This window comes from Klebsiella sp. HMSC09D12, from assembly GCF_001808475.1.
GTDB lineage: Bacteria > Pseudomonadota > Gammaproteobacteria > Enterobacterales > Enterobacteriaceae > Klebsiella > Klebsiella oxytoca.
The window spans coordinates 182,070-194,285 of record NZ_KV793474.1; the positions used below are offsets into that span (position 1 = coordinate 182,070).

The 12,216-nt window shown below is 51.5% G+C and carries 11 protein-coding genes; 3 read left to right on the forward strand and 8 right to left on the reverse strand.

What is annotated here, in order from left to right:
* Positions 1–107: 107 nt before the first annotated feature.
* On the reverse strand, positions 108–281 hold the full coding sequence (locus HMPREF3178_RS30940; RefSeq protein WP_004103093.1) for a YciY family protein: 174 nt from the start codon (positions 279–281) through the stop codon (positions 108–110).
* Positions 282–424: 143 nt separating this feature from the next.
* Between HMPREF3178_RS30940 and cls the strand changes: the two genes are divergently transcribed.
* Together cls and HMPREF3178_RS13555 are read left to right on the forward strand one after the other, a co-directional pair.
* Positions 425–1,885, forward strand: coding sequence for a cardiolipin synthase (cls, locus tag HMPREF3178_RS13550; RefSeq protein WP_004103095.1), 1,461 nt, complete (start codon positions 425–427; stop codon positions 1,883–1,885).
* A gap of 34 nt (positions 1,886–1,919) precedes the next feature.
* A complete protein-coding gene (locus tag HMPREF3178_RS13555) occupies positions 1,920–2,249 on the forward strand; it encodes an HI1450 family dsDNA-mimic protein (protein WP_004103097.1) in 330 nt (109 codons plus the stop codon).
* 69 nt (positions 2,250–2,318) lie between these two features.
* Here HMPREF3178_RS13555 and HMPREF3178_RS13560 read toward each other — a convergent pair whose 3' ends face one another.
* The 7 genes from HMPREF3178_RS13560 to HMPREF3178_RS13595 all read right to left on the reverse strand — a co-directional run bounded on the left by HMPREF3178_RS13560 (position 2,319) and on the right by HMPREF3178_RS13595 (position 10,187).
* Positions 2,319–3,155 carry an ion transporter gene (locus HMPREF3178_RS13560; RefSeq protein WP_004103099.1) on the reverse strand — a complete coding sequence of 279 codons (837 nt, stop codon included), beginning with the start codon at positions 3,153–3,155 and terminating at the stop codon, positions 2,319–2,321.
* 45 nt (positions 3,156–3,200) lie between these two features.
* Positions 3,201–4,205 (reverse strand): murein tripeptide/oligopeptide ABC transporter ATP-binding protein OppF, encoded by a 1,005-nt coding sequence (gene oppF / locus HMPREF3178_RS13565; RefSeq protein WP_004103101.1) that lies wholly within the window; start codon positions 4,203–4,205, stop codon positions 3,201–3,203.
* Complete coding sequence (locus HMPREF3178_RS13570) at positions 4,202–5,215, reverse strand: ABC transporter ATP-binding protein (RefSeq protein ID WP_004103103.1); 1,014 nt, start codon at positions 5,213–5,215, stop codon at positions 4,202–4,204. Before HMPREF3178_RS13570 ends, oppF begins: the two co-directional genes overlap by 4 nt.
* 11 nt (positions 5,216–5,226) lie before the next feature.
* On the reverse strand, positions 5,227–6,135 hold the full coding sequence (oppC, locus tag HMPREF3178_RS13575) for an oligopeptide ABC transporter permease OppC (protein WP_004103105.1): 909 nt from the start codon (positions 6,133–6,135) through the stop codon (positions 5,227–5,229).
* 14 nt (positions 6,136–6,149) lie between these two features.
* Positions 6,150–7,070 carry an oligopeptide ABC transporter permease OppB gene (gene oppB, locus HMPREF3178_RS13580; RefSeq protein WP_004103106.1) on the reverse strand — a complete coding sequence of 307 codons (921 nt, stop codon included), beginning with the start codon at positions 7,068–7,070 and terminating at the stop codon, positions 6,150–6,152.
* An 88-nt stretch (positions 7,071–7,158) separates the two neighbouring features.
* On the reverse strand, positions 7,159–8,790 hold the full coding sequence (gene oppA, locus HMPREF3178_RS13585; RefSeq protein ID WP_004103108.1) for an oligopeptide ABC transporter substrate-binding protein OppA: 1,632 nt from the start codon (positions 8,788–8,790) through the stop codon (positions 7,159–7,161).
* A 749-nt stretch (positions 8,791–9,539) separates the two neighbouring features.
* Positions 9,540–10,187 (reverse strand): YchE family NAAT transporter, encoded by a 648-nt coding sequence (locus HMPREF3178_RS13595; protein WP_024274364.1) that lies wholly within the window; start codon positions 10,185–10,187, stop codon positions 9,540–9,542.
* 477 nt (positions 10,188–10,664) lie between these two features.
* On the opposite strand from HMPREF3178_RS13595, the gene HMPREF3178_RS13600 reads away from it, so the two are divergent.
* Positions 10,665–12,216, forward strand: a 1,552-nt coding sequence (locus HMPREF3178_RS13600) for an aldehyde dehydrogenase family protein (protein ID WP_070585234.1), incomplete at its 3' end; no start/stop codon positions are given.

Here is a 12,216-nt window from a genome sequence, read left to right on the forward strand (position 1 = left end):
AAAAGGGTTTCGCTGGCTAAAGAAAGAGGGTGTCAATATAAGAGTATGCTCACAACGAAACGCGGATAAAACAGAGGCACCGCGAACGGTGCCTTTTGTTTCGACTCTCAAAACTCAGAGAAGGTGAACAGCAGAGAGTGACGTTGCCGTTTAACCAGCTCCTTTCTGATGGAGAGGATGCGCATATTGCGACGCGATTGGCCTTCCAGCCAGCGTGCTTTACGGCGACTCACCTGTCTAAGCATGCGCCAGCGCCCTACTTCCGTTCTACTACGCTTCATTGCAACTACTCTACGAGTGAAAACAGCCTGCATTATAGACCGATGAATCGGGCTAACCAACGCTTTCGCTGCGTTTTTATTTGCCAGATGGATGCTGATGCGTAAACTCATGTCATCAAGTCATTCAAAAGGATTTTTCATCTATGACAACCTTTTACACGGTGGTGAACTGGCTGGTTATACTCGGTTACTGGCTACTTATCGCCGGTGTAACATTACGGATATTAATGAAAAGACGCGCGGTACCGTCAGCGATGGCGTGGCTGCTGATCATTTATATCCTTCCGCTGGTAGGGATTATCGCCTATCTCTCATTTGGCGAACTGCACCTGGGTAAACGTCGCGCCGAGCGCGCGCGGGCCATGTGGCCATCGACGGCTAAGTGGTTGAAGGATCTTAAGGCCTGCAAGCATATCTTTGCCGAAGATAATAGCCCGGTCGCGGAATCCTTGTTCAAGCTCTGCGAACGTCGTCAGGGAATTGGTGGCGTTAAAGGCAACCAGCTACAGCTGCTTACCGAATCCGATGACGTCATGCAGGCGCTGATTCGCGATATTCAGCTCGCTCGTCATAATATCGAGATGGTGTTCTATATCTGGCAGCCCGGTGGCATGGCCGATAAAGTCGCAGAGTCATTAATGGCGGCAGCGCGGCGCGGCGTGCACTGCCGGCTGATGCTGGACTCCGCGGGGAGCGTGGCTTTCTTCCGCAGCCCCTGGGCCGCCATGATGCGTAATGCCGGCATTGAAGTCGTCGAAGCGCTGAAGGTAAACCTGATGCGCGTCTTCCTGCGCCGCATGGACCTGCGTCAGCACCGCAAAATGGTCATGATCGATAACTATATTGCCTATACCGGCAGTATGAATCTGGTCGATCCGCGTTTCTTTAAGCAGGACTCCGGCGTAGGCCAGTGGATCGATCTGATGGCGCGAATGGAAGGTCCGGTCGCGACAGCCATGGGCATTGTCTACTCCTGCGACTGGGAGATTGAAACCGGAAAACGTATTTTGCCCCCGCCGCCGGACGCGAACATTATGCCGTTTGAAGAGGCCAGCGGGCATACGATTCACACCATTGCCTCGGGCCCGGGATTCCCGGAAGACCTGATCCATCAGGCTCTGCTGACTGCCGCCTATGCAGCCAAAGAGCATTTGATCATGACGACACCTTATTTTGTGCCCAGCGACGATCTACTGCACGCCATCTGCACTGCCGCCCAGCGCGGCGTTGACGTCAGCATTATTTTGCCGCGCAAGAACGACTCGCTGCTGGTCGGCTGGGCCAGCCGCGCTTTCTTTACCGAGCTGCTGGCTGCCGGGGTGAAAATCTATCAGTTTGAAGGCGGTCTGCTGCATACCAAGAGCGTGCTGGTTGATGGCGAACTTAGCCTCGTGGGTACCGTTAACCTCGATATGCGTAGCCTGTGGCTTAACTTCGAGATCACGCTGGTGATTGACGATGCCGGTTTCGGCAGCGATCTGGCCGCGGTGCAGGATGATTATATTTCCCGCTCGCGCCTGCTGGACGCCAGGCTGTGGTTAAAACGTCCGCTGTGGCAACGGATCGCCGAGCGACTGTTTTACTTCTTCAGTCCGTTGCTGTAAAACGTGCCAATCAGATGTTTAATGGGTAGCAATCATGGATATGGATTTAAACAACCGCCTGACCGAAGACGAAACGCTTGAACAGGCCTACGACATTTTCCTTGAACTGGCCGTCGATAACCTCGACCCGGCGGATGTCATTCTGTTCAACCTGCAGTTTGAAGAGCGCGGCGGCGCCGAGCTGTTTGACCCGGCACCGGACTGGGAAGAGCACGTGGATTTCGACCTCAATCCTGACTTCTTCGCTGAAGTGGTGATTGGCCTGGCCGATGAAGATGGCGGCGAAATTAACGACATTTTTGCACGCGTGCTGCTTTGCCGCGAGAAAGACCACAAGCTCTGCCATATCCTGTGGCGCGAATAAGCTCTTTCTTAAGCAAATAGCTAATAAAAGAAGAAGCCTGCCTGAGTGAATCAGCGCAGGCTTTTTTATTTATTCCGGCAGTTCGCTGCCGCAAGCATTGCAGTAGCGAGCACCTTTTTCATGAGCGTGATGCTGACAGTGCGGACACTGGCGCTGCGTGCGGCGATTCTGAAAGGCGGCGGTCATATGGCTGGTAATTAAGCCGGTAGGGATCGCAATAATCGAGTAGCCAATTAAGATAAGTATGGATGCCAAAATGCGCCCCAGCGGCGTATGCGGCGTAATATCGCCATACCCTACCGTAGTTATCGTCACTATCGCCCAGTAAACCGACGCATTTAGCGTAGTAAAACCGTATCGCGGCCCCTCAACCAGATACATCAGGGAGCCAAAGATCACCATCACAATGGCAATAAAAGAATAGAACAGGATCAGCTGGTGGCGTGCGCTGACGATTGCGGACCAGAAAATATTCAGCGACGGCATAAAGCGCAGTAGCTTAAGGATGCGCAATGCCCGGATGGCGCGCATCGCCCGCCAGGCAAACACGTACTCAATACTGATCTCGGGCCATAGCCACATAACATAAAGCGGTAAAATGGTGGCCAGGTCAATAATTCCCCAGAAGCTGAAAATATACTTTAGCGGATTCGGCCAGCTGATAATGCGCAGAAAATACTCAAAAGTAAAAACCGCCGTGACGATAAGTTCGAGCCAGACGAAAATATGCCATTCGTCTAATGTCAGATGATATTGCGTACCGAGCCCGGACTCGATAAATATCACCAGCACGCTGAGCAGGGCAAATATGCCGCAAAGTCCCTCAAAATGACGACCGGAACGGCGATTTTGATCGAAGAGTAAATGATACAGCCGCAGACGAGCGGCATGAATATGAAAAGCCACGTAAACCTCGCTAATAAAAGGGCTGACTTACGTCAGCCCCAGAGATTATAACGGGTCTACCTTCAGGCAGGAAACCGCATGGCGGAAACTGCCCTCCAGCACCGGTCGCGTTTTTGCGCACTCCGGCCCGGCGATGGGGCATCTGGTACGGAATACGCATCCCGACGGCGGATTAATCGGCGATGGCAGCTCCCCTTCCAGCAGCTGGATCGTTTTATTCTTTTCCTTATCGGGGTCCGGCACCGGCACCGCCGACATCAACGCTTTGGTATAGGGGTGCAGCGGATTATGGTACACCTCATCGTAGGTGCCCAGCTCCACGGCATGACCAAGATACATCACCAGCACGCGGTCGGAAATATGCTTTACGACCGCCAAATCGTGGGCGATGAAAATCAGCGACAGCCCCATTTCCCGCTGCAGCTGCTGCAGCAGGTTAACCACCTGTGCCTGAATCGACACGTCCAGCGCGGAGACCGGCTCATCGCAGATAATGAGCTTCGGTTCAAGAATTAGCGCGCGCGCAATACCGATACGCTGACACTGGCCGCCGGAGAATTCATGCGGATAGCGGTTAATCAGGTTCGGCAGCAGGCCCACTTTCATCATCATCGCCTTCACGCGGTCGCGAACTTCCTGGCGCGGCATTTTTGGATGATAGGTGCGCAGCGGCTCGGCAATAATTTCCCCGATCGTCATGCGCGGATTGAGCGACGCCAGCGGATCCTGAAAGATCATCTGAATATCGCTACGCACGTCGCGCCACTCTTCGGCCTTCATGCCCAGTAAATCTTTGCCCAACCAGGCGACTTTACCGTCGGTGGCTTTCACCAGACCAATGATCGCGCGCGCAAACGTCGACTTTCCGCAGCCTGACTCCCCGACCACGCCCAGGGTTTCCCCTTCATACAGACGCAGCGTCACGCCATCTACCGCTTTCAGCGTTTTTGACGGCTGCCAGAACCACTGTTTTCCATCTTTAATATCAAAGTGCACCTTCAAATCGGCGATTTCGAGCAGGACTTTTCTTTGTTCCGTTACGGCGTTCATAGCAAATCCCCCACCGGTTGAAAGCAGGCGCGCAGGCGGCCAGGTGCAAACTCCTCCAGAGGCGGAGCGCTATTGCAAATCTCCATCGCATGCGGGCAACGCGGCTGGAATGGACAGCCCTTAGGCAGACGCAGCAGGTTCGGCGGGTTACCGGGAATCGTCAGCAGGGCATCGCCTTCCGCATCCAGCCTCGGTACTGCGTTGAGCAGTCCGATGGAATACGGATGCGAGGGTTGGTAAAAGACGTCGCGCGCCTCGCCATACTCCATGGTACGCCCGGCATACATCACCAGCACCTTGTCGCAGATGCCGGCGACAACGCCCAGGTCGTGGGTAATCATGATGATTGCGGTATTAAATTCGCGCTTAAGCTCATTGAGAAGCGTCATGATTTGCGCCTGTACGGTCACGTCCAGCGCCGTGGTCGGTTCATCGGCGATCAGCAGCTTGGGCCGGCACAGCAGCGCCATCGCAATCATCACGCGCTGGCGCATCCCGCCGGAAAACTCGTGTGGGTACATTTTCATCCGCTTGCGCGCTTCCGGCATTTTGACTGCATCCAGCATTTTCACCGACTCTTCAAACGCTTCGGCTTTACTCAGCGCTTTGTGCAGCATCAGAACTTCCATCAGTTGCTCGCCTACCCGCATATAGGGATTGAGCGAGGTCATCGGGTCCTGAAAAATCATGGAGATCTGCTCGGCGCGCAGCTTATTCAGTTCGCGCTCCGGGAGGTTAAGGATCTCCTTACCGTTAAAGGTCGCTGAACCCCCGATGCGACCGTTTGCCGCCAGCAGGCCCATCAGCGCAAAAGCGGTCTGCGACTTACCGGAACCGGACTCGCCCACGATGCCTAAGGTTTCCCCGGCCCGCAGATTGAAATTGAGATCGTTGACCGCGGTCACATCGCCATCGGGGGTACCAAAGGTGACGCGGAGATCTTTCACATCCAGAAGCAATCCGGATTGTTGGGCAGTCTGCGGCGTTTTCGCCGTTTCAATCGTACTCATGACGGCGCTCCTTAGCGGTCTTTCGGGTCGAGGGCATCACGCAGGCCATCGCCGATAAAGTTAAAACAAAACAGCGTAACTACCAGGAAACCGGCAGGAAACAGTAGCAGCCACGGCGACACTTCCATCGAGTTGGCGCCATCGCTGAGCAGCGCGCCCCAGCTGCTTAACGGCTCCTGGGTCCCCAGACCGAGGAAGCTTAAGAAGGATTCAAACAGAATCATGCTTGGGACCAGCAGTGAGGCATACACCACAACCACTCCAAGCACGTTAGGCACGATATGGCGGATAACGATATTGCGCGTTGAAACGCCGCCGACCTGCGCAGCCTCAATGAATTCTTTTCGCTTCAGGCTCAAGGTCTGACCGCGAACGATACGCGCCATATCCAGCCAGGAGACCATGCCTATAGCCACGAAAATCAGCAGGATATTCTGGCCAAAGAAGGTCACCAGCAGAATGACGAAGAACATAAACGGGAAGGAGTTGAGGATTTCCAGCAGGCGCATCATCACCGAATCCACTTTGCCGCCCAGATAGCCAGAAAGCGAACCGTAAAGCGTTCCCAGAATCACCGCCACCAGCGCAGCAGCAACGCCGACCATCAATGAGATACGCCCGCCGATAGCCACGCGCACCAGCAGATCGCGGCCGGAAGAGTCGGTACCAAAGTAGTGGCCGGACTCCATATCGGGCGCGCTGGACATCATGCCCCAGTCAGTATCGTAATAGGAGAACTGCGTTACCATCGGCGCGATGGTAACGAACAGCGCAATAATCACCAGCACAATCAGGCTGGCAACCGCGGCGCGGTTATGCATAAAGCGGCGGCGGGCATCCTGCCAGAGGCTACGCCCCTCGACTTCCAGTTTTTCACTGAAGTTTTCCAGCGCCTCGTTGTTTTTCTTACTTAACATCATGGCGAACCCCAGCGTCAGTAACGAATTTTCGGATCGATAACGGCATACAGCACGTCAACAATCGCGTTAAACAGAATGGTCAATGCGCCCACCAGAATGGTCAGGCTGAGCACCAGCGAGTAGTCGCGGTTCAGCGCGCCGTTGACGAACAGCTGACCGATTCCCGGCAGACCATAAATCGTTTCGATAACCATTGAGCCGGTGATAATACCGACGAAGGCGGGCCCCATATAGGAAAGTACCGGCAGCAGCGCAGGCTTTAAGGCATGGCGCAGAATAATACGGCGCATCGGCAAGCCTTTTGCCCTGGCGGTGCGGATGAAGTTAGAGTGCAAAACCTCGATCATCGAACCGCGGGTAATACGCGCGATACTGGCGATATAGGCTAACGACAGAGCGACCATCGGCAAAATCATATATTGCAGCGCCCCGCCGTTCCATCCCCCGCCCGGCAACCAGTGCAGCGTAATGGCGAATATCATGACCAGCAGTGGCGCCACCACGAAACTCGGTATCACGACTCCGGTCATTGCTATCCCCATCACGGCAAAATCCCATTTCGTATTTTGCTTCAATGCTGCAATAACCCCGGCCGTCACGCCGAGCACCACCGCCAGAAAAAACGCGGCAAAGCCTAATTTGGCTGATACCGGGAAGCTGGAGGCCACCAGATCGTTGACTGAATAATCTTTATATTTAAAAGAAGGACCGAAATCACCGTGCGCCAGCTGCTTCAGGTAGTTGAAGTACTGGGTCATGATGGGGTCGTTTAAATGGTATTTTGCTTCAATATTCGCCATGACTTCCGGCGGCAGCGTGCGTTCACCGGTAAAAGGGCTTCCCGGCGCAAGACGCATCATGAAGAAAGAGATAGTAATAAGAATAAATAGCGTCGGAATCGCTTCCAGACAGCGACGTAAGATAAATTTTAACATTGCCCGTACCTTCTGGCGTGTGCCTTCAATAGTGCGATGAAATAAGACACCGTGAGGCAGGCAATGATGCCTGCCTCACGTATTGCCATTAGTGCTTCACAATGTACATATTTCTTGTGTAAGTATTATCCAGCGGATCTTTACCGGTATACCCACCTACCCACGGCTTAACCAAACGGGCGTTAACATAATAGAAGACCGGTACAATGACGGAGTCTTTATCCAGCTGCTGCTCGGATTGTGCATAGAGATCCGCGCGCTTTGCTTCATCGCTGGTTTTCAGCGCTTCGGCAATAATCTTGTCGAAAGCCGGGCTCTTATAATGCGAAGTGTTGTTTGAGCTGTCGCTCAGCATGGTATTCAGGAAGGAAGTGGGTTCGTTGTAGTCCGCGCACCAGCCGGCGCGTGCGACATCGAAGGTACCCTGATGGCGATTATCGAGGAAGGTTTTCCATTCCTGATTTTCCAGCTTCACGTTGACACCCAGATTTTTCTTCCAGATCGAAGCCACGGCGATAGCCAGTTTTTTGTGCAGATCGGAAGTGTTATAGAGAAGATTGAAAGTCAGCGGCTTGTCAGCAGAATAGCCGGCTTCGGTCAGCAGTTTTTTCGCTTCTTCATTACGTTTTTCCTGTGACCACTTGAACCACTCAGGTTCGATGAGCTTCATGCCATCGGTATACGGCGGCGTATAGCTATAGGCTGGCAGGTCGCCCTGGTTTTTCACTTTATTGACAATAATGTCGCGGTCCAGCGCCATCTTCAGCGCGGTACGCACGCGAACATCGGTAAACGGCGCTTTCTGGTTATTGATTTCGTAGTAATAAGTACACAGATACGGATCGACGTGAACTTCTTGCGGGATCTCTTTTTTCAGTTTCTGGAACAGTTCGATCGGCATATTGTTATAGGTCATATCGATTTCGCCGCTGCGGTAGCGGTTGACGTCGGTGACTTCAGAAGCGATCGGCAAAAAGGTAACCTGATTAATAACGGTTTTGCCGTTATCCCAGTAGTTAGCATTACGTTCCAGTACAATACGTTCGTTCACTACCCAGTCTTTTAATTTATACGCGCCGTTGCTGACGATATTGGCCGGCTGGGTCCATTTGTCACCAAATTTCTCAATAGCGGCTTTAGGAACTGGAGAAACGGATGGGTGCACGAGAAGTTTGTAGAAATAAGGTACCGGTTCGCTAAGGGTCACTTCGAAGGTATGATCGTCCAGCGCTTTGACGCCCAGATCGGTTGCTGGCTTTTTCCCGGCGATGATGTCGTCAACGTTGGCCAGGTGACCGTACTGTAAATAACTTGCATAAGGCGAGGCTGTTTTCGGATCCGCCAGACGCTGCCAGCTATAAACAAAATCTTGCGCGGTAACCGGCGAACCGTCGGACCACTTAGCATCTTTACGCAGATGGAAGGTCCAGACTTTAAAATCTTTGTTGTCCCATTTTTCCGCCACACCCGCCACCGGATGGCCATCAAGGTCGCTTACCAACAGCCCTTCAAACAAATCGCGGCTAATATTGGACTCCGGCACGCCTTCAATTTTGTGCGGATCGAGAGACTGAACTTCGGAGCCGTTGTTACGTACCAGCGTTTGTTTATCCGCCAGCTGTACCCCTGCCGGTACATCTGCCGCCACCGCGGCGTTGATTGTCATTAATGCAGAGAGTACGCCTGCGGCTACCAGGCTTTTTTTCGTGATGATGGTCATGTGTTTGTTACTCCACTCATTATAATTACTGGCTATTTAACCAGCCTGTTTTCTCTTTTCTGGATTCTGAACAGTGCAGGAGTTTATGCAGCTGCCAGCGAGTACTGCTTGCTATCACCGACTTATTTATTACGACCGCTCAAACGGCAGCCTTGACGTCGATTCTTACCCCCCTGTCCGGGGGCGATTTTAAGTCGCAATGAGCTATTTAATAAGAATTCTCATTTGCGCATGAATTCACTAAAGATCACGCCGGAAAGTACCAAAACGCTTTATTGTCCGCCAATGCAATTTGCAAATATGTTACCGGATTCTCTTTTGTCGCCAGATCATTGCGGTAGCCGAGTCAGCATCAGGCAGGGCAATGTTTAAAAAATTGTTATTTATCATGACGTTAAAATAAAATACTCGCATTGAATGCCAAATCTCAGTGAATCGATGAAATTTTGTACGAAAATTTAACATTCGCTTATTATTTAGCACATTCATCTGCTTCACGAGATAAATTACTAATATCATTTCGATTATCAGACGGCAAGCGCCAGAGAATGATGTGAAGAAAATAACAGTAGCGACTGTGGGTAAAACGGCAGGAAAGACGTAAATTACAGGGGTAATTAACTGAAAATAAATAACATTATCAGGCATTAAAAAAACGTATACCAGCCAGATAAATCACCATTTTTGATATGTTTTACTGATATTTAGCAAACGCGGGACAATGAGCCCCGCGCACAAAGCGATGCAGGTTAATTCACCAGCCCTGGAAACAGCGCCTTTATACCGGTCACGATAAACTCAATCCCGAGAGCCATCAGCAACAGTCCCATAATACGGGTAATTACGTTGATACCGGTTTGACCAAGTAAACGAACCAGCCAGGGGGCCATACGGAAAATGCCCCAGCAGCACAGCGCAAAAAGCGCGATAGCGACGGAAAAGCCAACAAAGTGGGCGACACTGTGATAGCGCGTTCCCCAGACAATAGTCGAACTGATGGCCCCGGGACCGGCCATCAGGGGCAGCGCCAGCGGCACCACGCCAATACTCTCGCGAATGGCCGTTTCTGATTTTTCTTGCTTGTTCTGTTTATCCTCGCCCAGCTTGCCGCTAATCATCGACATGGCAATGGTGACGACCAGAATCCCGCCGGCAATGCGGAAAGAATCAATGGAAATGCCGAAGACCTGCAGAATTGCATCGCCCAAAAACAGCGACGTGAGCAGGATAATGGCGACGGACAGGTTGGCGGTCAGGTTGGTTTTGTTGCGTACGGCCGCCGTCTGGTAGCTGGTCATACTAATGAACACCGGGATAATGCCAACCGGGTTTACCAGCGCAAATAACCCAATAAAAAATTTAAAGTAGGCTGAAAAATCGAACAACGACTGAATCACAGGGCGCTCCGCAGCATCATAAAAATGGCTGTTGACAGTTACCAGCATAAAATATCCGCGAGAAGATACGCTGTTTGATAGCATAATTCATCTCTATTCATCTGGAAGTACATAATAAGGCTGGAATGTTATTTATTTGTTTATGCAATGCTATTTAGTCATTTAATTAGCATACCGTATCATTACACTTGAGCAAATTGGTCAAAAAATGACCTGCTGAAAGGTATCAGCTTTGCCGATTATTGATTTAGATCACATAATTTGTACTCAGAAGTGAGTAACCTTGTTTACACACAGAGAGGAGGCACAACAGCGGTACCTGAAAGAAAAAACAAAAGCTTTTTTAGTCAATCGGTGAAGTCAGAAGCACAAAATTCTTTACGTTAACATTTAAATGCAAGCAGTTAACACACTGTCTATACTGTCGAATCGAGCTACTGATTCACTAAAAAAGTTTAACATTATCAGGAGAGCATTATGGCTGTTACTAATGTCGCTGAACTTAACGCACTCGTAGAGCGCGTAAAAAAAGCCCAGCGTGAATATGCCAGTTTCACTCAAGAACAAGTAGACAAAATCTTCCGCGCCGCCGCTCTGGCCGCTGCAGATGCTCGAATCCCTCTCGCTAAGATGGCCGTTGCCGAATCCGGCATGGGCATCGTCGAAGATAAAGTGATCAAAAACCACTTTGCTTCCGAATACATCTATAACGCCTATAAAGATGAAAAGACCTGCGGCGTCCTGTCTGAAGATGACACCTTTGGTACTATTACAATCGCTGAACCGATTGGTATCATCTGCGGTATCGTCCCGACTACTAACCCGACTTCAACCGCTATCTTTAAATCTCTGATTAGCCTGAAGACTCGTAACGCCATCATCTTCTCGCCGCATCCGCGTGCTAAAGATGCAACCAATAAAGCAGCTGATATCGTACTGCAGGCGGCTATCGCTGCCGGCGCGCCGAAAGATCTGATTGGTTGGATTGACCAGCCTTCCGTAGAACTGTCCAATGCGCTGATGCATCACCCGGATATCAACCTGATCCTCGCTACCGGCGGTCCGGGCATGGTTAAAGCAGCGTACAGCTCTGGTAAACCGGCAATCGGCGTAGGCGCGGGTAACACTCCCGTTGTTATCGACGAAACGGCTGATATCAAACGCGCCGTCGCATCCGTACTGATGTCTAAAACCTTCGATAACGGCGTTATTTGTGCTTCCGAGCAGTCCGTAGTCGTTGTAGATTCCGTATACGACGCCGTTCGCGAACGTTTCTCCAGCCACGGCGGCTACCTGCTGCAGGGCCAGGAGCTGAAAGCGGTTCAGAATATCATTCTGAAAAATGGCGCGCTGAACGCCGCTATCGTTGGTCAACCTGCGTATAAAATCGCTGAGCTGGCAGGCTTCACCGTTCCTGTGTCCACCAAGATTCTGATTGGTGAAGTCACCGACGTTGATGAAAGCGAGCCGTTTGCCCACGAAAAACTGTCCCCGACGCTGGCGATGTATCGTGCGAAGAACTTCGAAGACGCGGTTGATAAAGCGGAAAAACTGGTTGCTATGGGCGGTATCGGCCACACTTCCTGCCTGTATACCGACCAGGATAACCAGCCAGAACGCGTTGCTTACTTCGGTCAGTTGATGAAAACCGCACGTATCCTGATCAACACCCCGGCTTCTCAGGGTGGTATCGGTGACCTGTATAACTTCAAACTCGCACCTTCCCTGACTCTGGGTTGTGGTTCATGGGGTGGTAACTCCATCTCGGAAAACGTTGGTCCTAAGCACCTGATCAACAAGAAAACCGTTGCTAAGCGAGCTGAAAACATGTTGTGGCACAAACTTCCGAAATCTATCTACTTCCGTCGTGGCTCACTGCCAATCGCGCTGGATGAAGTGATTACTGATGGTCACAAACGCGCGCTGATCGTCACCGACCGTTTCCTGTTTAACAACGGCTACGCAGACCAGATCACTTCCGTACTGAAAGCGGCCGGCGTTGAAACAGAAGTTTTCTTTGAAGTGGAAG

What these genes read in the sequence shown, in the direction of transcription:
- oppB (WP_004103106.1), bottom strand. Translation starts at nt 7,070, where the DNA reads ATGTTAAAATTTATCTTACGTCGCTGTCTGGAAGCGATTCCGACGCTA.
- HMPREF3178_RS30940 (WP_004103093.1), bottom strand. Translation starts at nt 281, where the DNA reads ATGAAGCGTAGTAGAACGGAAGTAGGGCGCTGGCGCATGCTTAGACAG.
- oppF (WP_004103101.1), bottom strand. Translation starts at nt 4,205, where the DNA reads ATGAACGCCGTAACGGAACAAAGAAAAGTCCTGCTCGAAATCGCCGAT.
- HMPREF3178_RS13570 (WP_004103103.1), bottom strand. Translation starts at nt 5,215, where the DNA reads ATGAGTACGATTGAAACGGCGAAAACGCCGCAGACTGCCCAACAATCC.
- cls (WP_004103095.1), top strand. Translation starts at nt 425, where the DNA reads ATGACAACCTTTTACACGGTGGTGAACTGGCTGGTTATACTCGGTTAC.
- HMPREF3178_RS13555 (WP_004103097.1), top strand. Translation starts at nt 1,920, where the DNA reads ATGGATATGGATTTAAACAACCGCCTGACCGAAGACGAAACGCTTGAA.
- oppA (WP_004103108.1), bottom strand. Translation starts at nt 8,790, where the DNA reads ATGACCATCATCACGAAAAAAAGCCTGGTAGCCGCAGGCGTACTCTCT.
- oppC (WP_004103105.1), bottom strand. Translation starts at nt 6,135, where the DNA reads ATGATGTTAAGTAAGAAAAACAACGAGGCGCTGGAAAACTTCAGTGAA.